18 protein-coding genes are annotated in these 23,918 nt (G+C 70.6%); 8 read left to right on the forward strand and 10 right to left on the reverse strand.

Annotated elements, in window-relative coordinates:
- Positions 1–70: 70 nt before the first annotated feature.
- Both H0B56_RS05680 and H0B56_RS22730 read right to left on the reverse strand, forming a co-directional pair.
- The gene (locus tag H0B56_RS05680) at positions 71–1,264 is read right to left on the reverse strand and encodes a hypothetical protein (protein ID WP_180891878.1); all 1,194 of its coding nucleotides are present in this window, start codon (positions 1,262–1,264) and stop codon (positions 71–73) included.
- A gap of 328 nt (positions 1,265–1,592) precedes the next feature.
- Positions 1,593–2,324, reverse strand: a complete 732-nt coding sequence (locus H0B56_RS22730; protein WP_180891879.1) for a hypothetical protein — start codon at positions 2,322–2,324, stop codon at positions 1,593–1,595.
- A 282-nt stretch (positions 2,325–2,606) separates the two neighbouring features.
- Between H0B56_RS22730 and H0B56_RS22735 the strand changes: the two genes are divergently transcribed.
- The 3 genes from H0B56_RS22735 (at position 2,607) to H0B56_RS05700 (ending at position 6,235) form a co-directional block, all read left to right on the forward strand.
- The gene (locus H0B56_RS22735) at positions 2,607–3,371 is read left to right on the forward strand and encodes a methyltransferase domain-containing protein (RefSeq protein WP_180892358.1); all 765 of its coding nucleotides are present in this window, start codon (positions 2,607–2,609) and stop codon (positions 3,369–3,371) included.
- Positions 3,368–4,879 (forward strand): 1,4-alpha-glucan branching protein domain-containing protein, encoded by a 1,512-nt coding sequence (locus tag H0B56_RS05695; RefSeq protein WP_180891880.1) that lies wholly within the window; start codon positions 3,368–3,370, stop codon positions 4,877–4,879. Before H0B56_RS22735 ends, H0B56_RS05695 begins: the two co-directional genes overlap by 4 nt.
- 72 nt (positions 4,880–4,951) lie before the next feature.
- Positions 4,952–6,235 carry a glycosyltransferase family 4 protein gene (locus H0B56_RS05700; protein WP_180891881.1) on the forward strand — a complete coding sequence of 428 codons (1,284 nt, stop codon included), beginning with the start codon at positions 4,952–4,954 and terminating at the stop codon, positions 6,233–6,235.
- A 123-nt stretch (positions 6,236–6,358) separates the two neighbouring features.
- On the opposite strand, the gene aceB is transcribed toward H0B56_RS05700, so the two are convergent.
- Positions 6,359–7,984 (reverse strand): malate synthase A, encoded by a 1,626-nt coding sequence (gene aceB / locus H0B56_RS05705; protein ID WP_180891882.1) that lies wholly within the window; start codon positions 7,982–7,984, stop codon positions 6,359–6,361.
- 112 nt (positions 7,985–8,096) lie between these two features.
- The gene (gene aceA / locus H0B56_RS05710; RefSeq protein WP_180891883.1) at positions 8,097–9,383 is read right to left on the reverse strand and encodes an isocitrate lyase; all 1,287 of its coding nucleotides are present in this window, start codon (positions 9,381–9,383) and stop codon (positions 8,097–8,099) included.
- Between the two features lie 304 nt (positions 9,384–9,687).
- Between aceA and H0B56_RS05715 the strand changes: the two genes are divergently transcribed.
- Positions 9,688–11,118: a short-chain fatty acyl-CoA regulator family protein gene (locus H0B56_RS05715; protein ID WP_089299935.1), complete on the forward strand. Its 1,431-nt coding sequence runs from the start codon at positions 9,688–9,690 to the stop codon at positions 11,116–11,118.
- A 95-nt stretch (positions 11,119–11,213) separates the two neighbouring features.
- Entirely contained in the window at positions 11,214–12,308 is a 1,095-nt protein-coding gene (locus H0B56_RS05720; RefSeq protein WP_180891884.1) for an NAD-binding protein, read from the forward strand.
- 26 nt (positions 12,309–12,334) lie between these two features.
- On the opposite strand, the gene H0B56_RS05725 is transcribed toward H0B56_RS05720, so the two are convergent.
- Positions 12,335–13,096, reverse strand: a complete 762-nt coding sequence (locus H0B56_RS05725; RefSeq protein WP_180891885.1) for an acyltransferase — start codon at positions 13,094–13,096, stop codon at positions 12,335–12,337.
- Between the two features lie 108 nt (positions 13,097–13,204).
- Here H0B56_RS05725 and H0B56_RS05730 point away from each other — a divergent pair, with 108 nt between their 5' ends.
- From H0B56_RS05730 to H0B56_RS05740, 3 genes are all read left to right on the forward strand, one after another.
- The gene (locus H0B56_RS05730; RefSeq protein WP_180891886.1) at positions 13,205–14,158 is read left to right on the forward strand and encodes a nucleoside hydrolase; all 954 of its coding nucleotides are present in this window, start codon (positions 13,205–13,207) and stop codon (positions 14,156–14,158) included.
- Between the two features lie 389 nt (positions 14,159–14,547).
- On the forward strand, positions 14,548–15,483 hold the full coding sequence (locus H0B56_RS05735; protein ID WP_180891887.1) for an ABC transporter ATP-binding protein: 936 nt from the start codon (positions 14,548–14,550) through the stop codon (positions 15,481–15,483).
- Positions 15,483–17,138 (forward strand): ABC transporter permease, encoded by a 1,656-nt coding sequence (locus H0B56_RS05740; RefSeq protein ID WP_180891888.1) that lies wholly within the window; start codon positions 15,483–15,485, stop codon positions 17,136–17,138. Before H0B56_RS05735 ends, H0B56_RS05740 begins: the two co-directional genes overlap by 1 nt.
- 55 nt (positions 17,139–17,193) lie before the next feature.
- Here the strand turns inward: H0B56_RS05740 and H0B56_RS05745 are convergent, their stop codons facing one another.
- From H0B56_RS05745 to glgP, 5 genes are all read right to left on the reverse strand, one after another.
- A complete protein-coding gene (locus tag H0B56_RS05745) occupies positions 17,194–18,360 on the reverse strand; it encodes a THUMP-like domain-containing protein (protein ID WP_180891889.1) in 1,167 nt (388 codons plus the stop codon).
- Between the two features lie 57 nt (positions 18,361–18,417).
- Entirely contained in the window at positions 18,418–19,404 is a 987-nt protein-coding gene (locus tag H0B56_RS05750) for a class I SAM-dependent methyltransferase (protein WP_343063771.1), read from the reverse strand.
- 7 nt (positions 19,405–19,411) lie between these two features.
- Complete coding sequence (locus H0B56_RS05755) at positions 19,412–20,191, reverse strand: enoyl-CoA hydratase-related protein (protein WP_180891890.1); 780 nt, start codon at positions 20,189–20,191, stop codon at positions 19,412–19,414.
- A gap of 136 nt (positions 20,192–20,327) precedes the next feature.
- Positions 20,328–21,092 (reverse strand): ABC transporter ATP-binding protein, encoded by a 765-nt coding sequence (locus H0B56_RS05760; protein ID WP_219632456.1) that lies wholly within the window; start codon positions 21,090–21,092, stop codon positions 20,328–20,330.
- Positions 21,093–21,204: 112 nt separating this feature from the next.
- Complete coding sequence (glgP, locus tag H0B56_RS05765) at positions 21,205–23,781, reverse strand: alpha-glucan family phosphorylase (protein ID WP_180891892.1); 2,577 nt, start codon at positions 23,779–23,781, stop codon at positions 21,205–21,207.
- Positions 23,782–23,918 lie beyond the last annotated feature (137 nt).

Below are 23,918 nucleotides of genomic sequence, written 5' to 3' on the forward strand. Positions count from 1 at the left end.
GCACGCGCCCGGGTCCCGCGACCGTGGCCGGGGGACCCGGGCGTCGCGCGTGGCAGCACCGAGGGTGACGTCAGCCCACCCGTGCCTGCCGGTCCCGCGAGGGTGCCGGCGCGTCCAGCCGCAGCACCAACCGGTGCTGGTCGTCGTCGTAGTACGGGGTGATGCCACCCACGGCGCTGCCGCGATCGGCGACCACCTCGCGGATGGCGTCGTTGACCGTGGCGATCGGGGCGCCGAACGACGACCCCACGTCCTCGGAGTGTCCGGTCAACCGCGAGGTCACGATCGATTCGATGCTGCGCGCCTGACCCAACGTCCGCACCCACCGGCTGACGTCGTTGATGAACGTGCCGAGCTTGTAGTCCAGGTCGCCGCTGGTGCTGACGTCGGGGTGCATCACGCGCGCCTCGGCCGACTCGAGGCGCAGCGGCTCGTCCCGCGGGCCCTCCGTGCTGAGGTTGACGACGAGCCCCAGGTCGAAGCCGACCGTGACATCCGGGTTGCTGACGTGATCCACGTCCGCCTTCGCGGTCACACGATGTCCCGGCACGAAGTAGAACAGCGAGACGGTCTTCGACGCCGGGCTGACCGTCAGGTCCAGCGAGCTCGCCACGCCCGCGGTGGCGAGGTCGATGTCCACGTCGTTGAGCTTCCCGCCCGACTGCTGCTCGACGAGGCGCGCGGCCCGCTGCTCCATATCGGCCCTTGCGGAGTTCCACGCGATCGCGAATCCGTAGATGACGTTGAACGAGTCCAGCGGCGCCGTCTCGGGCAGGTTCCCGCGGCGGGCAGCTGTGATGACCGTCTCGCCGCCGAACCCGCCCGAGTAGCTACCGGGGTCGTCGTCGCCCGCGTCCGGATCGGGCGGTGGGACGTCATCCGGCGGCTCGGGCAGGACCGTCGACGGGTCGGTGACGTCGGTCGTGTCCCGGGTCATCCCGCCGGGGGCGATATCCTCCCGGAATGCGGTGTCGCTGCCGGGATCGGTACCGCCGTCGGTTCCGCTGAGGACGGCATGCCACTGGCGGCCCTTCTGCGCGTACGCCGGATGTCCCGTCCCCCTGTCCGATGGAGATCCCTCCGCACCGTCACGGTCATCGGGTACCCGGTACGCGCTCGCCTGCGCGCCGGGAGCGACGAGGGCTGTGACGAGCAGCAGCACGACCAGCGCCACGGAGCGCGCCGCTGCCCGGCGGCGACCGGAACGCGCCGGCGGGGGGTCATCGTGCGGGCTGCTCGGCTGGTTCCTGGCATCGATGGTCATGGCGGTTCTCCTTCCGCTGGGGGACCGGTCGTTTCGGGCATGACCCAAGCCTGCGAACCCGCATCCGGCCCGCGCATCGGGACGTTCCCCGTACCGCACGGGTCCTCGTAGGGGCAGTCCACGAACAGCACCGGGCCGTCTACTCGACCCGCGGCCGGGAACGGCGTGTAGCCGAGTGGACGGTCGTGGATCCCGGCGTGCGGAAGGTACGCGCAGCACGAGGTGGTCCGGTCGCCGTCGCGACCGGACCACCTCGTGCGATCTCGGATGTCACCGCCGTGCGCTCGCCGGCCGGCATGGTGCCGGGGGCACTCGCCGCCGCGGCGCGTCAGCCATCCATGTCGAAGGCGCTCGGCGAATGCTCCTCCTCCGCCGCGTCGGGCTCGGCGGCGACGTTCTCGGATATCGCGTGAGTGAAGGCATCGGACGTCGCCGTGCTCGCGTGCTCCGGCTCGGCGTCGGTCACCTCCGCCACCGCGTGTTCCGGCTCCGCATCCCCGGTATCGTCCGGCGCCGCGACGGTCTCGCGCTCGATACCATCCGGCTCGGCGCCGGCACCGAATTCGAGACCGGTGACACCGCCGGTGTCCTCGTCCTCTTCCTTCTGCTGGTGTGCCTGGCCGGCGGAACCGGAACCGAAGTCACCAGCGAGTCCGCCGGTGGGAGCGTCGGCGATGGCGCCCTCCTCGGCCGTGTCCCGACCGGGTCCGTCCTGATCGTCCGCCGCCCGCGCCGTGCGGCCGTTCATCGTCACGACGCCGTCGATATCGGTGATCGAGTTCTCGCCGGTCGCACGTCCGGCGCCGAGCGCGGTGGACGTGCCGCCATGTGCGGTGTCGGTCGCTTCACCGTCGATGCCGTCGATCGTCAGGAAGGGGTCGGTGCTGCCCTGCTCCGGCTGCCCGGTCTGATCGGATACCGGCGGAGGAGGAGGGTCCGGTGGCGGCGGCCGGTCCGGTCCCTCCGGTACCGGTATCGGGCCGTCCGGCCGCTCGGTGTCGGGGTCGTCCGGCGGGTACGGAGTATCCCTGCCGGTCTGGGGGAACTGGTCGCGGGTCATCGTGCTCTCCTTCGCGTTGCCCGTGACGATGGTTTCTTTCCAGCGACCGTGCCGCGTGTGTTCGGCACGCACATCGGGAGAATCCCCCGGTCTCACCCGCCGCGTCGGGGGGATGCGGCCCACGACCGCAGCACCTCCGGCACGCCCGCGGCGTCACCGGCCCGCACGACCGGGCGACCGGTGGCAGCAGCGACCCGTCCGGGGCGGTGGGTGCGCCCCGGACGGGATGCACGTCACCAGCCCTGTCCCGTTAGGGTTCCTACCGTGACGTCCCAGCCAGCGGTGCCGCACGGTCGCGCCGAGGCACTGCACCTGACCGGTGAGCGCACCGTGCCCGGTGTCCTCGAGGAGAACTACTGGTTCCGCCGCCACGAGGCCGCGTACCGGGCCCTGCTGCCCTTCTGCGCGGGCGCCACGGTGCTGGAGGCCGGGTGCGGCGAAGGCTACGGCGCGGGCCTCATCGCGAGCCGTGCCCGCCGTGTCGTCGCCATGGACTACGACGCGGCCACGGTCACGCATGCCGCCCGCGGCTACCCGGACGTCGACGTGCTGCTCGGGGACCTCGCCTCCCTTCCGGTCGGCGACGCCACGATCGACGTCGTCGCCACCTTCCAGGTGATCGAGCACCTGGCCGACCAGCACGGGTTCCTCGCCGAGTGCCACCGCGTGCTCCGGCCCGGTGGCACACTGCTTGTGACAACGCCCAACCGGTTGACATTCACCCCGGACTCCGATGTGCCGCTCAACCCGTTCCACACCAGGGAGCTGGCCCCCACAGAGCTGGCCGCGCTGCTCGCCGAGGCCGGGTTCGGTATCGAGCTGCTGCACGGCCTGCACCACGGCGCGCAGGTACGCGCGCTGGACGAGCGGTACGGGGGGATCATCTCCGCGCAGCTGGACGTGGTGATGGGCACGCTACCCGGCCAGGCGCAGTGGCCGCCCGGGCTGCTGGCCGACATCGCGGCCATCACCGCGAGCGGCTTCGACATCGGTGAACACGACCTCGCCGCGAGCCTCGATCTCGTCGCGGCCGCGGTGCGCCCGTGACAGCGCGGTCCGAGGAGGGCACGTTCTGCCTCGTGCTGCACAGCCACCTGCCGTGGCTGCCCCGGCACGGGGCATGGCCGGTCGGGGAGGAATGGCTGTACCAGGCGTGGGCGCACTCGTACATGCCGGTAATGGACCTGCTGCGCAGGTTCGCCGACGAGGGCAAGCGGGACGTGCTCACCCTCGGGGTGACCCCGGTGCTCGCCGCTCAGCTGGACGACCCGTACGCGTTGCGCGGCTTCCACGACTGGCTCGGTCACTGGCAGCTGCGGGCCCAGCACGCGGCTGACCTGTGGCGGGGCAGCGACCCGTTGCTGCGCCGTCTCGCCGCCGACGAGTACACCAGTGCCACGTCCGCGGTCGCCGAGTTCGAGTCCCGCTGGCGCCACGGGTTCTCGCCGATCCTGCGCGGGCTCGCCGACTCGGGCGTGCTCGAGCTGCTCGGGGGGCCACTGACCCACCCCTTCCAGCCGCTGCTGGACCGGCGTGTGCGCTCCTTCGCCCTGCGCGAGGGGCTCACGGACGCGGCCTTGCGTACCGGGACCCGCCCGAGCGGCATCTGGGCGCCCGAATGCGGGTACACGCCGGGTATGGAACGCGACTACGCCGCGGCAGGTGTCGAGCGGTTCCTTGTGGACGGTCCAGCGCTGCGCGGCGACACGGCGAGCGCGCGGACCGTCGCGGACTCCGGCGTCGTCTGTTTCGGCAGGGACCTCGACGTCACCTACCGGGTGTGGTCGCCGAAGTCGGGCTATCCCGGGCACGCCGACTACCGGGACTTTCACACCTGGGAGCACGCTGTCGGGATCAAACCGTCCAGGGTCACGGGCAAGGACGTGCCACCGCACGGCAAGGCGCCGTACGACCCGGATCGCGCCGCCCGGCGGCTGCGCCACGACGTCGACGACTTCGTCGCCACCGTGCTCGCCCGGCTGCGCGCGCTGCGTCAGCGGGACGGCGGCCGGGCGCTGGTGGTCGCCGCCTACGACACCGAGCTCTACGGGCACTGGTGGCACGAGGGTCCACGGTGGCTGGAAGGCGTACTGCGCGCGCTCCCGGAAGCGGGCGTGCGGGTGACGTCGCTGCGTGGCGCCGCGGAGGCCGGCCACGTCGGTGGCCCGGTCGAACTTCCCGCGTCCTCCTGGGGATCCGGTAAGGACTGGCGAGTCTGGGACGGCACCCAGGTTGCCGACATGGTCGACACCAACGCGCGGCTGCAGCGTGATCTGCTGGCTACTGTGGACGACCGACGCGACGCGTACCGGGACGCGGCTCGCGACCAGCTCGTCCGGGAGGCGCTGCTCGCGCTGGCGAGCGACTGGGCGTTCATGGTCACCAAGGACTCGGCAGCGGATTACGCGCGCGAGCGCGCGCACGCGCACACCGCCCGGTTCGACGAGCTGGCCAAGCTGTTGTGCTCGGGCGACGCCGCGAGCGCCGCCGACCACGCGGCCCGCTTCCTCGCCCGCGACTACCCGTTCGGCAGGCTCGACGCGCGGGCACTGTGACGGGCCGAGCAGGCCGGCCCCGGCAGGGGCCACGCGGGGGCTTACCCCGTCCGGGTGGGAGGATCGACCTCGATGCGCGTGCTCATGGTCTCCTGGGAGTACCCGCCCGTGGTCGTCGGCGGGCTGGCACGCCATGTCCACGCTCTCGCCAGGCATCTCGCCCACGCGGGCCACGACGTCGTCGTGCTCTGCCGCCACGAGGCGGGCACCGACGCGGCGACCCACCCCACCACCGAGTACGTCAGTGAGGGAGTGCGGGTGCTCCGGGTCGCCGAGGACCCGATGCACGTCACGTTCGAGCGGGATCTGGTGAGCTGGACGCTGGCCATGGGGCACGCGATGATCCGTGCCGGCACCGAGCTGCTCCGCATGTGGCGCCCGGATGTGGTGCACGCGCACGACTGGCTGGTCACGCACCCGGCCGTCGCGCTCGCCGAGAGCGCCCGCGCCCCGCTGGTCGGCACCGTGCACGCCACCGAGGCCGGGCGGCACTCCGGGTGGCTGTCCCATCCCCTCAACCGGCAGGTGCATTCCGTCGAGTGGTGGCTGGCCAACCGTTCCGACGCGCTGATCACCTGCTCGGAGGCCATGCGCGCGGAGGTCGCGCACCTGTTCGACCTCGTCCCCTTGCGGATCCACGTGATCCACAACGGCATCGAGGAACGCGGCTGGACGGTGCCCGACACCGACGTTCGCCGCACGCGCGAGCGGTACAGCCCCGCGGGCGAGCCGCTTCTGCTGTTCTTCGGGCGCCTCGAGTGGGAGAAGGGCGTGCACGACCTGCTTGCCGCGCTGCACGGCATCCGCGCCGAGCACCCGGGGACCCGCCTCGTCGTCGCGGGCACGGGTAGGCAGCACGGCGCGCTGGTCGAGCAAGCGGGCGAGCTCGGGCTCGAGCACGTGGTCGAGTTCGCCGGGCACCTGCCCGATCGCGAGCTGCACGCGCTGCTCGCGGCAGCCGACGCCGCGGTACTCCCGAGCCGGTACGAGCCCTTCGGCATCGTGGCGCTCGAGGCGGCGGCCGCCAAGCTCCCGCTCGTCGCTTCCACCGCGGGTGGCCTCGGCGAGGTGGTGATCGACGGAGAGACGGGGCTGGCCTTCTCCCCCGGCGACATCGACGCGCTCACCGCGGGGGTGTGCGCGGTTCTCTCCGATGCCGAGGCGGGGGTGAGGCGGGCCGAGGCGGCCCGGGCACGCCTGGCAGCGGACTTCGACTGGCACCGGATCGCCGCCCAGACCGCGACGGTCTACCGGTGCACCAGCCCCGCGAGTCCCACGTCCCTGCCGCGACCGAAGATCGCCACGGGCAACGCCTTCACCCTCGACGCGGGCGCCGGCGAGGGTGAATCCTCATAGTCATGACGCCGCAGGCGGCGAGGGCCACCGCAGTGCAACCCTTCCCCTCACGCCGGCAGCGGGTGAGAACCGACGCGAGGGGAAGGAAACCTTCTCGGGCGCTGCCCCGCGGGGCACCGGCGGTCACGCCGCGGGCGCCACCGCCAGGTACCGCGCGTAGGCGCTTGTGGTGAAGAAGTTGGGCAACGTCTCGCCGAGCGCGGTATCGACGAAGATCTCCCTGGCCTCGGCCAGCCGATCCGCGTCGCCGGTACGTTCCGCCCGGATCGTCGCCAGTTCCTCGTCGAGCAGCTCGCTGACGAACGCCCTGTCGATGACCGTGCCGTCGGCGAGCTTGGTTCCGTTGTGGATCCATTGCCACACCTGGCAGCGTGCGATCTCGGCCGTCGCCGCGTCCTCCATCAGGTCGTGGATCGCCGCGGCCCCCGTGCCGCGCAACCACGAGTCGACATAGCGCAGCGCGACGTCGATGTTGGCACGCAGCCCGTCCTCCGTGACGTCACCGCCGGAGCCGGCCACGTTCAACAGGTCGTCGCGGTCGACCGAAACGTCCTGCCGCTTCCTGTCGATCTGATGTGGATTCCGGCCGAGGTACGTGTCGAAGACCTCACGGCACACCGGGACGAGCCCCGGATGCGCCACCCAGGAACCGTCGAAGCCGTCACCGGCCTCGCGCTCCTTGTCCTCGCGCACCTTCGCGAACGCGGCCTCGTTGGTCTCGGCGTCCTTGCTGGGGATGAACGCCGCCATCCCACCGATCGCGTGCGCGCCGCGCCGGTGGCACGTCCGCACGAGCAGCTCGGTGTAGGAGCGCATGAAGGGCACCGTCATGGTGACGTCGGCACGGTCGGGCAGCACGAAGTCCGCGCCCAACCTGCTGAAGTTCTTCACGACGCTGAAGATGTAGTCCCACCGGCCCGCGTTCAGCCCGGCAGCGTGTTCGCGCAGCTCGTAGAGGATCTCGTCCATCTCGAAGGCCGCGGTGATCGTCTCGATGAGCACCGTGGCACGGATCGTGCCGCGCTCGATGCCGAGCAGGTCCTGCGCGAGCAGGAAGACGTCGTTCCACAGCCGCGCTTCCCGGTGGTTCTCCAGCTTCGGCAGGTAGAAGTACGGGCCGCTCCCGGAACGCAGCAGGCGCTCGGCGTTGTGGAAGAAGTACAGCCCGAAGTCGAACAGGCTGGCCGAGATCGGGCGCCCGTCGATGCGCACGTGCTTCTCCACCAGGTGCCAGCCGCGCGGCCGCACCACGATGGTGGCGGGGTCGTCGCCGATGCGGTAGCGCTTGCCCCCGTCCGTGCTGAAGTCGATGTCGCCGCCGATCGCGTCGTACAGGTTGACCTGCCCGGAGAGCATGTTCTCCCAGGTCGGCGAGTTCGCGTCCTCGAAGTCGGCCAGCCAGACCTGCGCCCCCGAGTTCAGCGCGTTGACGGTCATCTTGCGGTCGGTCGGGCCGGTGATCTCCACCCGCCTGTCGTTCAGCCCCGGTGCCGCGCCTGCCACCCGCCAGCTGTCGTCGGCACGGATGTGTGCCGTCTCCGGCAGGAAGTCCAGCCGCTCCTCGCCCAGGTTCAGCCGCTCGCGCCTGCGCCTGCGCTCGTCCAGGAGCTCGCGGCGCCTGCCTGCGAACTCGTTGTCCAGCCGCGCTACGAACTCGAGCGCTTCCGGGGTCAGGACCTCCTCGAACCGGGACCCGGCCTCCGAGACCGGTGCCGACACCGTGGTCCGGTAGCTCAAGCTGGTAGCCATGCTCTCCTCCTGAACAGCTGGGCAACGTGCGGTGCGGGAGCGTGGGTGGGTGTGGCCGCGGTACGGACCACCGGAGACCACACCCACCCACTCGCCGCGGGGTGTTACTCGATCAGAACTGCGCTTCCTCCGTGGACCCGGTCAGCGCCGTGGTGGAGCTCTCCGGGTTCAGCACCGTGCTCACCTGGTCGAACCAGCCGGTACCGACCTCACGCTGGTGCTTGGTCGCGGTGTAGCCGCGCTCCTCGGCGGCGAACTCGCGCTCCTGCAGGTCGACGTAGGCCGTCATGTCCTCGGTGGCGTAGCCCTTGGCGAGGTCGAACATCGAGTAGTTCAGCGCGTGGAAGCCCGCCAGCGTGATGAACTGGAACTTGTAACCCATGTGGGCCAGCTCGCGCTGGAACTTCGCGATGGTCGAGTCGTCCAGGTTCTTCCGCCAGTTGAACGACGGGGAGCAGTTGTAGGCGAGCATCTGGTCCGGGTACTTGTCCTTGATCGCCTCGGCGAACCGGCGTGCGACGTCCAGGTCGGGCTCCGAGGTCTCCATCCACAGCAGGTCGGAGTACGGCGCGTAGGCCAGCCCGCGGTCGATGCACGGCTGGAGGCCGTTCTGCACCCGGTAGAAGCCCTCCGAGGTGCGCTCGCCGGTGACGTGCTTCTGGTCGCGCTCGTCGATGTCGCTGGTCAGCAGGGTCGCCGCCTGCGCATCGGTCCGCGCGATGATCAACGACGGGACGCCGGCGATGTCCGCGGCGAGCCGGGCGGCGTTGAGCGTGCGCTCGTGCTGCTTGGTCGGGATGAGCACCTTGCCACCGAGGTGACCGCACTTCTTCTCGGAGGCGAGCTGGTCCTCCCAGTGCACACCGGCGGCACCCGCGGAGATCATGCCCTTCATCAGCTCGAAGGCATTGAGCGGGCCGCCGAAGCCGGCCTCGGCGTCGGCCACGATCGGCGCGAACCAGTCGATGCTGGTGTCGCCCTCGGCCCAGGTGATCTGGTCGGCACGGGCGAGCGCGTTGTTGATCCTGCGCACCACAGCGGGGACCGAGTTCGCCGGGTACAGGCTCTGGTCCGGGTAGGTCTGGCCTGCCAGGTTGGCGTCGCCCGCGACCTGCCAACCGGACAGGTAGATCGCCTGGAGCCCGGCCCGCACCTGCTGCACCGCCTGGTTCCCGGTCAGGGCGCCGAGGGCGTGAATGTAGTCCTCGTTGTTGAGCAGGTCCCAGAGCTTCTCCGCGCCACGGCGTGCGTACGTGTTCTCCTCGACCACACTGCCGCGCAGCTTGACCACGTCAGCCGCGCTGTAGGGGCGCGTGATGCCCTTCCACCGCGGGTTGTTCTCCCAGTCGGCGGCGAGCTCCGCTGCGGCCTGCTCCGGTGTCTTGCTCTTCTCGGTCATCCGTTCTCCAGAGTCCTTGTGTCTGATCCACGAGCCGGGTCGTGCACCGTCGGACGTGCGGCGGTCCGCGCGCCCTCGGGTGCGGGACCCTCTCAGGCAGAGCCTTTGCAAACGTTGCGATTTCTCGCTGTCTGTAGAGACCTTGGCATGCCCAGCGAAAACAACGCCAGCAAGTGAATTTGCAAATTTCTGTAAAGCAGGTCTACCATCTTGCAAAGGATGCGAAGGCATTGGCTCGGCGTCCGGCTGATTCACGGCGACGCGCGGGCCGGCTCCGAACAAACCGCGGCCAGGGAGTGGGTTCATGGAGAAAACGTTCGCCGGCGCGAAGCTCCGGCATCTGCGCGAGGACCGCAGTATGAGCCAGGCGGACCTGGCCAGAGTGTTGGAGATCTCACCGAGCTACCTCAACCAGATCGAGCACAACGCGCGCCCGCTGACCGTGCCGGTGCTCCTGCGGCTGACCGAGGCCTTCGGGGTGGACGCGGAGTTCTTCGCAAGCAACGACACCGGGCGGCTCGTCGCCGACGTACGTGAGGCGCTGCTGGACGAGTCGGTCGGCGCATCGGTCTCCGACAGCGAGATCAACGACCTGGCGACCAACCTCCCGTCGGTGGCCGAGTCCCTTGTCAAGCTGCACAGGCGGTACCGCGACGCGGTGGAGAACACCGCCGCGCTCGTCACCGAAGACGGGAGGGGGCAGCACGGCAGCGCAGCGGCGCCGCTGCCGCACGAGGAAGTGCGCGACTTCTTCTACGAGCGGGAGAACTACGTCGCCGAGCTGGACGAGCGGGCCGAGCGTCTCGCCGTCGAGCTCGGGCTGGTGCGCGGCGGGGACCTGCGCAACGCGCTGCGCGACACGCTCGCCGAGTCCTACGGGGTGCACTCGACCTCCGAGGGCATCGACGAGTCCCGCGGCGAGCAGCACCGGTACGAGCCGGACACCCGCGTGCTCCGCATGGCCCCGAGCATGCGTGTCGGCCAGCAGGCATTCCGGATGGCCTCGCAGATCGCGCTGCTCGAGCACGCCGAGCTGATCAACGAGCTCGCCGACTCCTGGGCGTTCTCCGGTTCGGCCGCCCGCTCGCTCGCGCGTGTGGGCCTTGCCAATTACTTCGCGGGCGCGCTGGTCCTGCCGTATACCGAGTTCCACTCCCGCGCGGAGAGCTACCGCTACGACATCGAACGGCTGTGTGACCACTTCGGCGTCGGGTTCGAGACCGTCTGCCACCGCCTGTCCACCCTGCAGCGCCCCAAGAAACGCGGCATCCCCTTCTCGTTCGTGCGCGTCGACCGCGCGGGCAACATGTCGAAGCGGCAGTCGGCTGCCGGGTTCCACTTCTCCCGCGTCGGCGGGTCGTGCCCGCTGTGGACCGTCTACGAGGCGTTCGCCTCGCCGGGCAAGATCCTGACGCAGGTCGCCGAGATGCCGGACGGCAAGCGCTACTTCTGGATCGCGCGCACCGTCTACCGCAACATCGGCGGGTACGGCACGCCCGGCAAGATCTTCAGCGTCGGTCTCGGCTGCGAGCTGCGGCACGCGCGCAGGCTCGTCTACTCGACAGGGCTCGACCTCGACGACGGTACAGCCGCCACCCCGATCGGGATGGGCTGCAAGGTGTGCGAGCGGCAAGCCTGCCCGCAGCGCGCCTTCCCCACGATCGGCAAGCAGCTCACCGTCGATGAGAACACCAGCACCTTCGTGCCCTACCCCGCCGTACCGAAGGCCGACTGACCGGCAGGCACCGGTTCGTACCGGTACGAACCGGCTGCCAGGCGAGATGTGCGCGAACCTCCGGTACATCAGGCTTGCCGGGTTAGCCTTGAGGCGTGCTGCCGTACCTGTCGCGCGCCTTCCGGCACGTCAAACGCAAGGCGAGCTGGGCGTTGCCGCTCGAGATCTTCGCCTTCGTGTTCGTCACGGGCTGGTTGCTGATGGCCTGGGCGGAACCGGCGGGGGCACGCATCACCGACGGGGACGCCTACTGGTGGTGGTTCGCCACGACCGTCACACCGGCATCCTCCGGCCAGCAGGACTTCCACCCGTCCACACCACTCGGGCAGCTGGTGGGCGTGTACGTGATCGTCGGCGGCATCGTGACCATCACCACGCTGTTCACCAGCATCGCCGCGACGATCACGAAGGCGAGAGGGATCCGCATGCAAGGGCGGGGCGAGCTCAAGCTCTCCGGGCACATCATCCTCCTCGGCTACTCGGCGGGCCGCACCGAGAGGCTGGTGGACCGGCTCGTCGCCGACGAACCACGCGAGCTGGTGATCTGCGACTGGCCGGACCGGCTACAGCAGCACCCGCTGCCCGACCGGGAGGATGTGCACTTCATCCGGGGCGACCTCACCGACGACGAGGTACTGCGGCGCGCGGCCGTACCGGCGGCGCGCTCAGTGCTCGTCGATGCGCGTGACGACAACGAGGCGCTCAAGGTCACCGTGGCGGTCAGTCACGCCAACCCGGACGTGCACATCGTGGTGAGCCTGCGCGAGATGGACCACGCGCAGACCATCGCGCGGATCGCGGGCAACGCGTCCTGCATCCAGTGGTACGCGGTGGACGTGCTCAGCGAGGAACTGCACGACCCAGGCATGTCACAGGTCTACGGCGAGCTGATGCGGCACAGCGACCGCAACACCTACTCGGTGACCGTGCCCGACAGCCTGCCGGGCCGGACGTTCGGCGAGTACCAGCAGGCGCTCGGCCGGTGGAACGCCGCGACGGTGCTCGCCATTCGCCGCGGCACCGACCTGCAGGTCAGCCCGTCCTGGTACGAGGAGGTTCCCGCAGGCACCGTGCTGTACTACGTCGGCCGCAGGCGACTCCTGCCGCACGACCTGGAACGTTTCATCGACCGCTCGGAACAGATCCTGGTCAGTACCGAGGACGACCTACGCCGCGGGACCTGGTTCTGACGAGCCCGTCGCGGCCGGTTCCCCGGTCAGCGGTCCCGCTCGCCCAGGCTCTGCACGAGGGCCTGGTTGGCCTTGCGTGCCATGTCGGCGACCGCTTCCCGGCGAGCGCGGTCCGCCTCGTAGTCGTCGACCCGGTTGCGCACCACGCGAGCAGGCGAGCCCACGGCGATGCCGTAGTCATCGACGTCCCCCCGTACGACCGCGTGCGCGCCGAGCACGCACCCCCTGCCGACCCGGGTCTCGCGTAGCACCGAGACCTTGGTGCCGACCCACGTCTCCGGTCCGATCCGGACAGGGGCCTTGACGATTCCCTGGTCCTTGATCGGTACATGGATATCGCTGATCACATGATCGAAGTCGCAGATGTATACCCAGTCCGCGATGAGTGCGGCCTCACCGATCTCGATGTCGAGGTAGCAGTTGACCACGTTCTGCCTGCCGAAGACGACCTTGTCGCCGATCCGCAGGGAGCCCTCGTGGCACCGCACGGCGTTGCCGTCGCCGATGTGTACCCAGCGGCCGATCTCCAGCTGCCCGTAACCGGCCCGTGCGTGGATCTCCACGTCCTTGCCGAGGAAGACCATGCCGCGCAGGATCACGTGCGGGTTGGCGAGGCGGAAGCGCAGCAGCCGGACGTAGCGGACCAGGTACCAGGGCGTGTACGCGCGGTTGCGCAGCACCCACCGCACCGACTGCCGGGTCAGGAACCTCGCCTGGCGCGGGTCCTTCCGTGTACGCCGCCACGCGCGGAACCGGTCGATGGCGGGCGAGCTCCACATCGCCGTCATATCCGTGCAGCCTACGCGAGCGGCGAACCGGCACCGGTCCCCGGCGAGGGCGACCGGAACGCGACCCCGCTCGCGGAAGCGGCGCGGTTGCCGACAGACTCTGCAGGCGTGACCCGACTCATCATCGACACCGATCCCGGCGTCGACGACGCCTTCGCCATCTCGCTGGCCGCGCTCGACCCCGGCGCGGAGCTGCTCGCGGTGACCACCGTGTTCGGCAACGTGGCACTCGAGGCGACCACGGCCAACGCGCACCGCGTCCTCGCGCTGTGCGGGCGCGAGGACGTTCCCGTCGCCGCTGGCGCGGACCGCCCGCTTGTGCACCCGCAGCCGCACAGGGCGCACCACGCGCACGGTTCGGACGGGCTGTCCGGACGTTCGGCCGCGCTGCCCGGCGGCAACCGGGTGGCGCACTCCGCGGGCGCTGTCGACCTGATGGCCCGCCTGCTCGACGAGGCCGACGAGCCCGTGACGATCGTGCCCATCGGCCCGCTGACCAACATCGCGCTGCTACTGGCGTCCTACCCCGGGCTCGCCAGGAAGATCGAACGCCTCGTCGTGATGGGCGGCGCTGTGCACGGGGGCAACAGCACGGCCGCGGCCGAGTTCAACATCTGGAGCGACCCGGAAGCGGCCCGCAGGGTGCTGGTCGGCGAGTCCGTGCCGTGCGTGCTGGTTCCCCTCGATCTCACCTTCCGCTGCGCTGTCGGCACCGGCTGGCTCGACACGCTCCGCGGGTCCGGCCCACGAGGAGCGGCGCTGTGCGCGCTCGTACCCGACTACCTGGAGCACTACCGCGCCGCGCTCGGCTGGGACGGCATCGTGCTGCACGACGCCGTCGCCGTCGCCGAAGCCCTGCGCCCCGGCATCCTCGAGGGTGTCAGCTACCCCCTCGACGTGGACTGCTCGTTCGGGCCGTCCCGGGGAGCCACCATCATCGACCGCCGCCGTGACCGGCCGCATCCGGCGGATACGGCGCGGTCCCGGCCGGTGGACATCGCCCTGGACGCCGACCTGGACGAGCTGCGGGAGTTCCTCCTCACCGGCCTGTGCGGGGGCTGACCGGGAAGCGGGCACGGGCCACGCTATTCACTTCATAGTAGCTGTTCACAAATATGTGAAATATCTGTACCGTCGGGCATATGACGTTGCCACCGACACCCCGGCATCGCACGCCGCTGTCCCGGCGTGCTCGCCTGTCGACAGCCACGGGCGCGCGCACGGCCCATACAGACCCTCCAACCGCCGGCTAGCCCACCCCCGCCGCTGCCGGGCACGGCTGCTGGGACAGCCCGCTCGCGGCCCGTGCGACAGCGCCACCCGGAGCCACCCGGAGCCACCCGGAGCCACCCGGACCCCGCACTCGACCACACACCGGTCCACGCCCGGCGCGCATCGCGCCGGCACCCGCGACCGCCCACCCGAGCACACCGACCGACGAGGAACGTGCCATGCCTGAACCGACGAACACCGAGACCCCACCCGCCGTATCGGTACGCGAACTCGACAAGACCTTCGGCCAGACCAGGGCGCTCGACAAGCTCACCATGACCGTGCGCACCGGAGAGGTGCACGGCTTCCTCGGGCCCAACGGCGCCGGGAAGTCGACGACGATCCGGGTCCTGCTCGGACTGCTCAAGGCGGACGCGGGCCGGGTGTCCGTGCTCGGCGGCGATCCCTGGCGCGACGCGGTCGCACTGCACCGCAGGCTCGCCTACGTGCCCGGCGATGTGAGCCTGTGGCCGAACCTCACCGGGGGTGAGGCGATCGACCTGTTCGCACGCCTGCGGGGCGGCTTCGACCGGCGCAGGCGCGACGAGCTCTGCGAGCGTTTCGACCTCGACCCCGGCAAGAAGGGCCGCACCTACTCCAAGGGAAACAGGCAGAAGGTCGCGATCATCGCGGCCCTGGCGTCCGATGTGGAGCTGCTGGTCCTCGACGAGCCCACCGCGGGACTCGACCCGCTGATGGAGTCGGTGTTCGCCGAGCACATCCGCGAGGCGAAGGCAGCCGGCACGACAGTCCTGCTGTCCAGCCACACGCTCGCGCAGGTCGAAGCACTGTGCGAGCGCATCTCGATCATCAGGCAGGGCCGCATCGTCGAGTCCGGCACGCTGGACGAGCTGCGCCATCTGACCCGGACGACCGTCACGGCCGAGACCGCCCGGCCCGCATCCGGGGTCGACGCGCTGCCCGGGGTGCACGACCTGGTCGTGACGAACGGCAAGGTGCAGTTCGACGTGGACGGCGAGCACCTGGACACGGTGATCGGCCATCTGCACGGGCTCGGCATCCGGTCGCTGGTCAGCCAGCCCCCCACGCTCGAGCAGCTGTTCATGCGGCACTACGGCGAAGACCTCGCGACGACAGGGAACGGGGGGTCGTGATGGCCACGATCACGGCGCGGGCACCCACCGCCGAGCGCGGCGGCAGCGACCGGCGGCCCCTGGCCGGAGTCGGCGTACTCGCCCGCTTCGCACTACGCCGCGACCGCATCCGCATCCCCGCCTGGATCGCGGGCCTCACGCTGGGCAGCGTCGTCAACCTCGTCAGCTTCGACGATCTCTACCCCACCGAGGCCGACCGCCAGGCCGTCGCCGAGACGATGAACACGCCCGCGGGCCTGGCCATGACGGGACCGGCCGAGTACCTCAGGGACTACACGGCCGGTGCGATGATGGGGCACCAGCTGCTCGGGTTCACCACGCTGCTCGCCGCCCTGATGAGCGTGCTGATGCTGGTGCGGCACACCAGGGCCGAGGAGGAGAGCGGGCGCGCCGAGCTGGTGCGCGCGACCGTCGTGGGTCGCCACGCGCACATGGCGGCGGCGCTGGCCGCGGTCGTCGCCACCAACCTCGTGCTGGCCGTCGTGCTGGCAGGCGCGCTCGCCGGCACCGGTGGTACCGGTGTCACGGCGACCGGGTCGCTGCTGTACGGGCTGGCGCACGCAGCCGTCGGCATCGTCTTCGCAGGCATCGCTGCCGTGACCGTCCAGATCACCGAACACTCGCGGGGCGCGTCCGGCATGGGGCTGGCGGCCATCGCGGTCGCCTACGCGCTGCGTGCCGCGGGCGACATCGGGGAGGGCAGGCTGTCCTGGCTCTCCCCGATCGGCTGGGCGCAGGCGACCCGGGTCTACGTCGACGACCGGTGGTGGCCCCTGCTGGTCGCCGCGGCGGCGGCCGTCGCGCTGGTCGCGGCAGGGGTGCTGCTCAGCACCCGGCGCGACGTCGGTGCGGGGCTGCGCAGGCCGCGCCAGGGCCGCGGGGACGCATCGGTGGCTCTCGGGCGCCCCATCGGGCTCGCCGTACGGCTGCACAGGGGCCTGTTGATCGGGTTCGCGGCGGCGCTGGCCCTGCTGGGGACGATGTACGGATCCATCCTCAGCGAGGTCGAGGACATGCTCGCAGGCGTCGAGATGCTCGAGGAGGCGCTTGCCGAGATGGGCGGCGCGAGCATCGTCGAGTCGTTCGTCTCCATGGTCATGGTGGTGCTCGCCATCCTCGCGTCCGTCTACGTCGTGCTGGCCGCGCTGCGCCCCCGTGCCGAGGAGAGCGACGGCCGGGCCGAACCCGTCCTGGCCACAGCCGTCTCCCGGGCGAGGTGGCTGGCAAGTCACGTCGTGGTCGGCATGCTCGGCGGCGTGGTGGTCCTCGCCGCGGCCGGTCTCGGTCTCGGTCTCGCCGGGGCACTGTCGCTGCGCGACTCCACCGTGCTCACCGACGCGATGGGGGCGGCTCTGGCCTACGCTCCGGCGCTGTGGCTGACCGGAGGTCTGGCGGTAGCGCTGTTCGGGCTCGCCCCGCGGCTGGCGACCCTGACCTGGGTCGTGCCGGTGTACGGCTTCGTGGTCAGCTACCTGGGGCAGATGCTGCAGTTCCCGGAGTGGATGAACAACCTCTCCCCGTTCGGGCACGTACCCGACCTGCCGGCGGAGGAGCTCGCCGTGCTGCCCCTGCTCCTGCTGACCGCGATCGCGGCGGGCCTGACGCTGCTGGGCCTATCCGCCTTCCGCCAACGCGACCTGCGAACCGACCATTAGGAAGGCTGATTGACGCTTTCCGTCCGTCTCGTGGACGGAAAGCGTCAATCAGCAGTCACTCAGCACGGCACACGAAGGCGGTTGGGGTGGAGCCGATACGGGTGAGCACGACGCTGGCCTCGTGCGGACCGCGCAGGCGTAACCGGGGGCGCAGCCTGCTCGGGTCCACATCGAGCCCGCGCACCAGGATCTCCACCCGCCCGACCTGCCGGCTGCGCAGGGCGGCCCGCAGGGCCTTCTCGCTGTACTTGCCGTGTTCGAGCACCCGGAACGCCCGCACGCCCGGCGGCGGCGCGTCCCCTGTCAGGTAAGCGATCCGGTGATCGAGCTGGCCCAGTCCGTGCCGCGCCGCGTACTGCCGCACCAGGCCCGCCCGCACGATCGCCCCGTCCGGATCGATGATCCACTCCCCCGGCTCCCGCACCTGTGCCTCCGAGCTCTCCGCGTCGGTCACCGTCGTGACGCTCCCGTCACCGCGCAGCACAGAGGCCCTGCGACCGGCCGTGGCCAGCTCTCCCGACCACAGGCAGGACTCCCGGACCTGCCCGTCCAGCGAGACGATCTCCATCTCGTCGGCCCACGGCACGGCGTCCCTCGCGATACCGGGGGCACACTTGACCACCAGGTCCCGGCCGGCATACGTCTCCGCGAGCGCGTCCAGCGCGGGCACGAAATCCGCGGGCCGCCAGGTCCGATGTCCCCGGCTGTCCCTGCGACCCGGATCGGCGACCACCACCGCGGAACGGCTCACCGGCCGCAGCGCGTCGGCCCGCGCCAGCAAGGCGCGCACGCCGGTCCGGGCGCAGTTGTGCTCGGCCATGGCAAGCCGGACAGGATCCACATCGGATCCCACGCACCGGTCGGCGACCGCGGCGAGTGCCACGAGGTCCGCTCCGACCGAGCACGTCACGTCGTGCACATCACGGCCGGCGAGCCGCCGCGCACGGTGCCTGGCCACGGGGTAGGCACTGGCCTGCTGCAGCGCGTCGCCGGTCAGCAGCCACTGGCCGGGCTCGGCCAGCTTGCCGTGAGCCTTCCTGCGCAGCAGCACCGTCTCCAGTGCGGCCGCCGCGTGCTCCACGCCGACCCGAGCGCGCGCCCGCTCCACGTCGCCGAGCCAGCTACGCTCACTCAGCGTCAGCTCGGCGCAGCGCGCCAGCGCGTCCCGCCCGGCTGCCGAGCGCAGGAACGTCACGTCGTCGAGGCGGAACTGGTAACCCACCAGGCGATCCTATGCGCGCCCCCCGGTAACGGCTCACCCGCGCATGCCGTTCCCCTGTTACAGGCGAACCGGCCCGCGCGGCTTCGTTCCCGTGATCATCACGTTGTAGAACACCCTGCGTGGCAGCACCCGGGAGAGCACGTTCCTGTCCACCGACGACAGCGTCAGCCACGCCTTGTAGGCATACCATCGCCAGCGCGCCGTGAGCTTGGATTCCGGAACGGCCGCCTCGACCGTGCGGACCGGCCAGCCCACGATCGCGGCAGCGAACTCCTGGGTGACCGCGTGCACATCCGCTGCTCCGGCGCGCAGTGCGGTGCGCTCCAGCTCCCCGGGGTCGAAGGTGTGGATGTCCACGACCGCCTCGAGTGCCGCGGCACGGGAGGACTCGTCCAGCTCCTGCTGCGGTTTCCGCCAGTCCCGCAGCGCGGGTAGACGGGTGACCGTGGTGGTCAGCCACCACGTCAACTGCCCGAGCCTGCGCGCGTAGCGATCGCCGATGGTGGAGGGCTCGCCCGCGAAGACGAACCGCCCGCCCGGCTTGAGGACGCGCAGCACCTCCCCGAACGCCTCCTGCACGTCCGGGACGTGATGCAGCACGGCATGCCCGATCACCAGATCGAAACTGTCGTCCGGGTACGGGATGCGCTCCGCGTCGGCCACCCGGCCGTCCACGTCCAGCCCCAGATGCCGCGCGTTGCGCAGCGCGGTCTCCACCATGCCGGGCGACAGGTCGGTGACCGACCCCCGCTTGACGACGCCGCCCTGCATGAGGTTCAGCAGGAAGAACCCCGTTCCGCTGCCCAGCTCCATCGCCGTGGGGTACGGGGTGGCTTCCTCCCCTGCCACGGCGCGGAAGATGTCCACGGCATAGGAGATGCAACGCTCGTCGTAGGAGATCGACCACTTGTGGTCGTACGTCCCGGCCTCCCAGTCGTGGTAGAGCACGTTGGCGAGCTTCGGATCGTCGAAGGCCGCGTCGACCTCCTCCGCGCTGGCGTGCGGGTGCGCCGACGGTGGCACCCCGGTCGGCGTCGGATCCACGGCTACCTCACTCCCCGGTGAACGTCGCCTTACCCGGACCGTGCTCGAGGAACGAGTTCATCCCGATCGTCTGGTCCTCGGTAGCCCACAGCGCGGTGAACAGCTGCGTCTCCAACCGCAGCGCGCTGGCCAGGTCGATCTCGGCCCCGGAGTCGATGGCGGTCTTCGCGGCCCGCAGCGCGGCCGCGGGCCCGTTGACGAACTGCTCCGCCCACGTGCGCGCCGCGGAGTACACGTCGTCCGGTGCCACCACCTCATCGAGGATGCCGAGGTCGCGGGCCTCGTCGGCGGCGACGAACCGGCCGCTGAAGACCAGGTCCTTCGCCTTGCTGGGACCGATGAGCCTGGTCAGGCGCTGGGTCCCGCCCGCACCAGGAATGATGCCCAGCTGGATCTCCGGCTGGCCGACCTTGACGTTGTCTCCTGCGATCCTGCGGTCGGCGGTCAGCGCCAGCTCCAGCCCGCCGCCGAGCGCGTAGCCGGTAACCGCTGCCACGGTCGGTTTGGGGATCGCCGCCACCAGGCTCATCGTCTCCTGCAGCGCCGTCCCGAACGAGGTCATCTCGACGTAGCTCCTGGCCGCCATCTCCTTGATGTCGGCGCCGCCCGCGAAGGTCTTCTCACCCCCGTAGATGATCACCGCGCGAACGTCCTCCCGCTCGCCGGCCTGCTGCGCCACGGCCGCCAGCTCCTGTTGGATCTGCTGGTTCAGCGCGTTGACCGGGGGCCGCTCGAGGCGGATGGTTCCGACTCCTGCCTCGACCTCGAGACGTACGAACTCTCCCACGTGAACCTCCTCAACTCGCCCTGGCGACAGCGATTCCGCCTCTCGCATCCGGCAGGTTACCCCCCGGTCACATGCACCGGTCACGTCCCGTCCCGGTCGTGCGCCTGCCGGCCGCCGCCGCCCGGCGAGCACCCGGCTACCTGCGGCGCGCGAAGAACCGGTCCTTCGAACGTTCGAGGACCAGGTCCTGCCCGAATGTCTCGGACAGCGCCTCGCTGGTCAGCATGTCGTCGATCAGCCCAGCGGTGACCACACGGCCCTCCCGCAGTAGCAGCACGTGGGTGAACCCCGGGGGGATCTCCTCGACGTGATGGGTGACCAACACCATGGCCGGTGCGTCCGGGTCATCGGCAAGGACGGACAGCCGCTCGACGAGGTCCTCCCTCGCCCCCAGGTCGAGGCCAGCGGCGGGCTCGTCGAGCAGCAACATCTCCGGGTCGGTCATCAGGGACCGGGCGATCAGCGTGCGCTTGCGCTCACCCTCGGACAGCGTGCCGAACTGCCTGCCTGCCAGATGACCCACCCCGAGGGCGTCGAGCATCTCCCCGGCTCGCCGCACGTCGAGCTGGTCGTAACTCTCCCGCCAGCGCCCCACAACGGCGTAGCCCGCGCTCATCACCACATCGCGCACGGTCTCCTCGGCGGGGACCCGCCCGTTCAGCGCCGTCGAGGTGAACCCGATCCGGGGCCGCAACTCGAAAACGTCGGTCCTGCCCAGCTTCTCCCCGAGCACGTGGACCTCGCCCATGGTCGGATGCAGCTCCGCGGCGGCCAGGCGCAGCATCGTGGTCTTTCCGGCGCCGTTCGAGCCGAGTACGACCCACCGCTCATCCAGCTCCACCGACCAGGTGAGGTCGGAGAGCAGGTAGCTGTCGCCGCGCCGTACGCCGACACCTTCCATATGCACCACGAGGTCGTTGAGATCCACCAACCGGTCCCGCCTTCCGTCTCGTAACAGCGTCGGGCTGCCGTAGGCGTGCCCGCCCCACCCGTACCGCACCGGCTGGGCACGGTCACGACGCCACCACCTTGCCCAGCTCGGCCTGACTCGCCAGCAGCTCATGGTATGGCAAGACGCGCACGGCGTACCCGAGCGAGCCCGCGTGCGGCAGCGGCACCGTCGCGGTGAACCTGCCGTCCCCGGCGTGGCTCATCGAGGTGGTCACGACTTCGTGCAGGTCGTCGTTGTCGTCCACGGTGCCGAGCACGGCCTGCACGTCGACCTCGTCCGGCGCGAGGCCGGCCAGCTCGACACGTGCCGCGATGTGTACCGGCGCGCCCACGACCAGCTCGGCGGGCGGGTCCGAGCCGATCTCGGTCTCCAGCACGCGGACCCGGTCCCAGGCCGCGTGGATCCGGCTCCGGTACGCGGCGAGCGAGCGGGCCCCGGCGAACTCGTCGGCTGTCGCGGCGGCCACCGCGGTGGCCGCGGGGAAGTAGTACTGCTCGACGTACTCGGTGACCATGCGGGACGCCTGCACGCGCGGGGCCAGCGTGGCCAGCGTATGCCGCACCATCGACATCCATCCGGTCGGTACACCCTCGGTGTCACGCTCGTAGAACAGCGGCGCGATGCGCTGGCCGAGCAGATCGTAGAGGGCTGCCGCCTCGAGATCATCCCTGCGCAGGGGATCGGTGACGCCGTCGGCTGTGGGGATCGCCCAGCCGTTGCTTCCGTCGTAGCTCTCGTCCCACCAGCCATCCTTGATGGAGAGGTTCAGGCCACCGTTGAGCGCGGACTTCATGCCCGAGGTGCCGCAGGCCTCCAGGGGCCGCGTGGGGTTGTTCAGCCACAGGTCGCATCCCCAGTACAGGTACCTGGCAAGCGACATGTCGTAGTCGGGAAGGAACACGATCCGGTGCCGCACGGCCGGGTCGTCGGCGAACCGGGCGACCTGCTGGATAAGTGCCTTGCCACCCTCGTCCGCCGGATGCGACTTGCCTGCCACGACCACCTGGATCGGGCGACGGTCGTCGAGCAGGCGTTCGCGGAGCCGCTCGGGGTTGCGCAGCATCAGGGTCAGGCGCTTGTACGTCGGCACCCTGCGCGCGAACCCGACGGTGAGCACCTCCGGGTCGAAGACCTGGTCGGTCCAGCCCAGCTCGAGCGCGGAGGCGCCGCGCTGCAGCCACGACTCGCGGATCCGCCGCCTGACCTCGTCGACGAGCCGCCTGCGCAAGCTGCAGCGCAGGTCCCAGAGGTTCCGGTCGCTGACCTCCTCCAGGCTGCGCGGGCTGCCGTCCTCGTCGTCGCCGAGCAGGGCGCTCATCTCCCTGGCCAGCCAGGTCGGGCCGTGCACCCCGTTGGTCACCGAGGAGATCGGGATCTCCTCGACAGGGAATCCCGGCCACAACCCGGTGAACATGCTCCGTGACACGCGCCCGTGCAGGGCCGATACCCCGTTCGCGCGCTGCGCCAGCCGCAAACCCATATGCGCCATATTGAACATGCCGGGGTTGCGCTCCTCCCCGAGCCGCACGATCTGGTCCACATCGATACCGGGGACGAGCTTGCCGTCCCCGAAGTAGCGCTGGATCTGCTCGAGCGGGAACCGGTCGATCCCTGCGGGCACCGGGGTGTGCGTGGTGAACACGGTCCCCGCGCGGACCGCTGGGACCGCCTCGGCGAAGCTCAGGCCGGAACCGGTGATCAGCTCGTGGGCGCGCTCGAGGCCGAGGAACCCCGCGTGACCCTCGTTGGTGTGAAAGACCTCGGGGTCGGGATGGCCTGCCAGTTCGCAGTACCGGCGCACCGCCCGCACGCCTCCGATACCGGCAAGGATCTCCTGGCGGATGCGGTGCTCGGAATCCCCTCCGTACAGCCGGTCGGTCACTTCCCGGAGGTCGCTGTCATTGCTGTCCACATCGGAGTCCAATAGCAGCAACGGAACCCTGCCGACCTGCGCGACCCAGATCTGCGCGCGCAGCTCCCGCTCCCCGGGCATGGCGACGCCGACGTGTACGGTCTCGCCGTCCGGACCGGTCAGCAGCTCCAGCGGCAGCCCGTTGGGGTCGATCACCGGGTAGTGCTCGACCTGCCACCCGTCGGTGGACAGCGTTTGCCTGAAGTACCCCGACCGGTAGAGCAGCCCCACCCCGATCAACGGCACTCCCAGGTCGGAAGCCGCCTTGAGGTGGTCGGCCGCCAGCACGCCGAGCCCTCCCGAGTAGTTCGGCAACGCCTCGGTGACCCCGAACTCCATCGAGAAGTACGCCACGCACCGCGGGGCGCGGTAACTCGAGCCGCCACGCGAGTCGCCCGCCGGGCCGCCGCCCGGGGCCAGCTCCTGTGCCCGTCGCTGGTACCAGCGCGGTTCGCGCAGGTACTTCTCGAGGTCGTCGACCGCGGCGTGCGCGCGACCGAGGAAGTCGGGGTCCGCGGCGAGCTCCTCCAGCCGTGCCGGGGACAGCTCGGTGAGGATACGCAGCGGGTCCCCGCCGACGCGCTGGGCGAGCTCGCCGTCCATCGAGGCGAACAGGTCCCGGGTCTGCGGGTGCCAGGTCCATCGCAGGTTCGTCGCGAGCCTGCTCAGTCCCGCGAGTGGCTCGGGCACGCTGGCGCGCACAGTGAACCGTCGGACAGCCTTCATAACCATGCAGCGTAGTCGGGACGGGTGCCACGGGCCGCACGGCTCGCCCCGCGGCACGCAATCGACCCCGTGGCGGCACCGGCGCGGTAGAGTTCCCGGCCGGCAGGCTAGCAGCGTACGACGATCCCCTGGGGGGC

Origin of the sequence: Haloechinothrix aidingensis, assembly GCF_013450155.1 — a bacterium.
In the GTDB taxonomy this organism is placed as follows: Bacteria; Actinomycetota; Actinomycetes; order Mycobacteriales; family Pseudonocardiaceae; genus Haloechinothrix; species Haloechinothrix aidingensis.

Excerpts from the sequence above, each read along its gene's own strand:
- aceB (WP_180891882.1), bottom strand. The coding sequence starts at position 7,984 with ATGGCTACCAGCTTGAGCTACCGGACCACGGTGTCGGCACCGGTCTCG.
- H0B56_RS05680 (WP_180891878.1), bottom strand. The coding sequence starts at position 1,264 with ATGACCATCGATGCCAGGAACCAGCCGAGCAGCCCGCACGATGACCCC.
- aceA (WP_180891883.1), bottom strand. The coding sequence starts at position 9,383 with ATGACCGAGAAGAGCAAGACACCGGAGCAGGCCGCAGCGGAGCTCGCC.
- H0B56_RS05715 (WP_089299935.1), top strand. The coding sequence starts at position 9,688 with ATGGAGAAAACGTTCGCCGGCGCGAAGCTCCGGCATCTGCGCGAGGAC.
- H0B56_RS05735 (WP_180891887.1), top strand. The coding sequence starts at position 14,548 with ATGCCTGAACCGACGAACACCGAGACCCCACCCGCCGTATCGGTACGC.
- H0B56_RS05740 (WP_180891888.1), top strand. The coding sequence starts at position 15,483 with ATGGCCACGATCACGGCGCGGGCACCCACCGCCGAGCGCGGCGGCAGC.
- H0B56_RS05725 (WP_180891885.1), bottom strand. The coding sequence starts at position 13,096 with ATGACGGCGATGTGGAGCTCGCCCGCCATCGACCGGTTCCGCGCGTGG.
- glgP (WP_180891892.1), bottom strand. The coding sequence starts at position 23,781 with ATGAAGGCTGTCCGACGGTTCACTGTGCGCGCCAGCGTGCCCGAGCCA.
- H0B56_RS05760 (WP_219632456.1), bottom strand. The coding sequence starts at position 21,092 with ATGGAAGGTGTCGGCGTACGGCGCGGCGACAGCTACCTGCTCTCCGAC.
- H0B56_RS22730 (WP_180891879.1), bottom strand. The coding sequence starts at position 2,324 with ATGACCCGCGACCAGTTCCCCCAGACCGGCAGGGATACTCCGTACCCG.
- H0B56_RS05700 (WP_180891881.1), top strand. The coding sequence starts at position 4,952 with ATGCGCGTGCTCATGGTCTCCTGGGAGTACCCGCCCGTGGTCGTCGGC.